Source organism: Curtobacterium sp. MCBD17_028, assembly GCF_003234875.1.
GTDB lineage: Bacteria > Actinomycetota > Actinomycetes > Actinomycetales > Microbacteriaceae > Curtobacterium.
Window position 1 is genome coordinate 1 of record NZ_QKTQ01000032.1, and the last position, 2,295, is coordinate 2,295.

At 72.7% G+C, this 2,295-nt stretch carries 2 protein-coding genes; one reads left to right on the forward strand and one right to left on the reverse strand.

Going from position 1 to position 2,295, the window contains the following annotated elements; all coding sequences use genetic code 11:
• Positions 1–47 precede the first annotated feature (47 nt).
• Entirely contained in the window at positions 48–704 is a 657-nt protein-coding gene (locus tag DEI86_RS16255) for a TetR/AcrR family transcriptional regulator (RefSeq protein ID WP_181439825.1), read from the reverse strand.
• A 96-nt stretch (positions 705–800) separates the two neighbouring features.
• Here DEI86_RS16255 and DEI86_RS16260 point away from each other — a divergent pair.
• Positions 801–2,295: MFS transporter (locus DEI86_RS16260; RefSeq protein WP_111050194.1), on the forward strand; the 1,495-nt coding region annotated here is incomplete at its 3' end.

Sequence of the window (2,295 nt, forward strand, 5' to 3'; positions counted from 1 at the left end):
GCCCGGCCGGGCCGGGCCGGGCCGGGCCGGGCCGGGCCGGGGCCGGGTCAGTCCGCGTGCGTGCGCGCGAAGTCGACGATGGCGGCGCACTTGTCACCGAAGCTCGCCTGCATGAGCGCCGCGGCGTCGTCGTCCGTGTCGTACAGGCCGGGCATCTCGATCCCGAGCAGGACGCTGAACAGCATGCCGCTGCCGAGGAACTCGTGCACGCGCTCGGGCGTGAACCCCGCGTCGTGCACGAGGAACCGGTAGATCTCGAGGAACCCGGCTCGTGCCGCGGCGCCGATCGCGGGATCGGCTCCCGACACGAACGCCTGGAGCAGCAGCGTGTGGAACCCGCGCGTGGCAGCGAGGTCGAGGTACGCGTTGCCCACCGCCCGTGCCGCGCCGTGCTCGTCCTCGCCGCGGGCGACCGCGCCGTCGAGGGCGGTCCGGAACGCCGCCATGAGGGTGTCGAGCGTGTCGGCGAGGACCTCGAGGAACAGCTTCTCCTTCGTACCGAACATCCGCACGACGTAGGGCTGGCTGATGCCCGCGGCGCTGGCGATCTGGTCGGTCGTCGTGCCGTGGTACCCGCGTCGCCCGAACACGGTGCGCGCGATGTCGAGGATGAGGACGCGACGCTCCGCCGCGGGCATCCGGGTCGCGGGGGATGCGGCGGATCCAGCGGACGCAGCAGCGGTCGGGGACGATGCGGGACTCACGCTTGACATGGTATCAACCGATTACTACGGTTTGTGATCATCGGATTACAACTGGTGTCGGGCCTCCCGGCCGGCACCCGATCCGCGGAGGCAACGATGACCGCTTCAGCTCCACCCACCCGTCGCATCCCGGTCTGGCTGGCGATCCTCGCCGCCTCGCTCCCGATGTTCATGGCCACGCTCGACAACCTCGTGGTCACGAGCGCGCTTCCCGTCATCCACGAGGACCTCGGCGCCTCGGTCGAGGACCTGCAGTGGATCACGAACGCCTACACCCTGGCGTTCGCCGCCCTCATGCTGCTCGCCGTCGGCATCGGGGACCGCTTCGGGCGTCGACACGTGTTCGTGGTCGGCATCGCGATCTTCACGGTCGCCTCCGCGCTGTGCGCCGTGAGCGGGGACCCCACCGCGCTCATCGCCGCCCGAGCGCTCGAGGGCGCCGGTGCTGCCGCGATCATGCCGCTCTCGCTCACCCTGCTCGTCGGCAGTGTGCCCGACCGGGCACGCTCCCTCGCGATCGGCGTGTGGGGCGGCGTGTCCGGCCTGGGCGTCGCGCTCGGCCCGCTCATCGGCGGTGCCGTCGTCGAGGGCTGGAACTGGCAGGCGATCTTCTGGCTCAACGTGCCGGTCGGCGTCATCGCCGTCCCGCTCGCGCTCGCCGCGCTCCCGAACGCACTCGGCGCGAGACTCCGCGCCGACGTCATCGGTGTGCTCCTCGCCGGGCTCGGCGTGCTCGGCATCGTGTTCGGGGTCGTCCGTGGCAACGACGCAGGCTGGGGCAGTGGTCAGGTCGTCGGCGCCCTGGTCGCCGGCGCCGCGCTCCTCGCCGCCTTCATCGTCCGGGAGGCCCGCACGAGCGCACCGCTCCTCCCCTTGCGACTGTTCCGGGACCGGGGCTTCACGCTCGCGAACGCCGTCGCGACCGCGTTCAGCTTCGGCACGTTCGGCGCGGTGTTCATCCTCATCCAGTTCCTGCAGATCGTGCAGGGGAACACCCCGCTGCAGGCCGGCGTCGCCACGATGCCCTGGACCCTCGCGCCGATGGTCATCGCACCGCTCACGGGGTTCATCGCCCCGCGCGTCGGGACCCGTGCGCTCATCGTCGGCGGGCTCGTGCTCCTGTCGGCGGGCCTGTTCGAGATCGCACTGACGATGTCGGCGGACGTCGGATACGGCGTGCTGTTGCCGGGCTTCCTGCTGGCGGGCGTCGGCATGGGCCTGGTGTTCGCGCCGCTGTCCACGGCGGTCCTGGCGAGCATGCCCCCGGAGGACCACGCCAAGGCGTCCGGCACGAACTCGACGCTCCGCGAGATCGGGATCGCGCTCGGGATCGCCGTCCTCACCGCGGTGTTCACGGGCGCGGGCGGCCAGCTGACGCCGACGGGGTACGTGTCGGCCGCCCAGCCCGCCGTGGTCGTGGGCGCCGGCGTGGTGCTCCTGGCGGCGGTGCTGGCCCTCTTCCTGCCGAGCGGGGTGCTCCGACGCGGGGCGCCCACACCCGGGGCGGAGTCGGCGCTCTCGACGCAGGCGGTCCTCCCGGACGCGGCCCCGGCCCCGGCCCCGGGTGTGGGCGCCCCGCGTCGGAGCACCC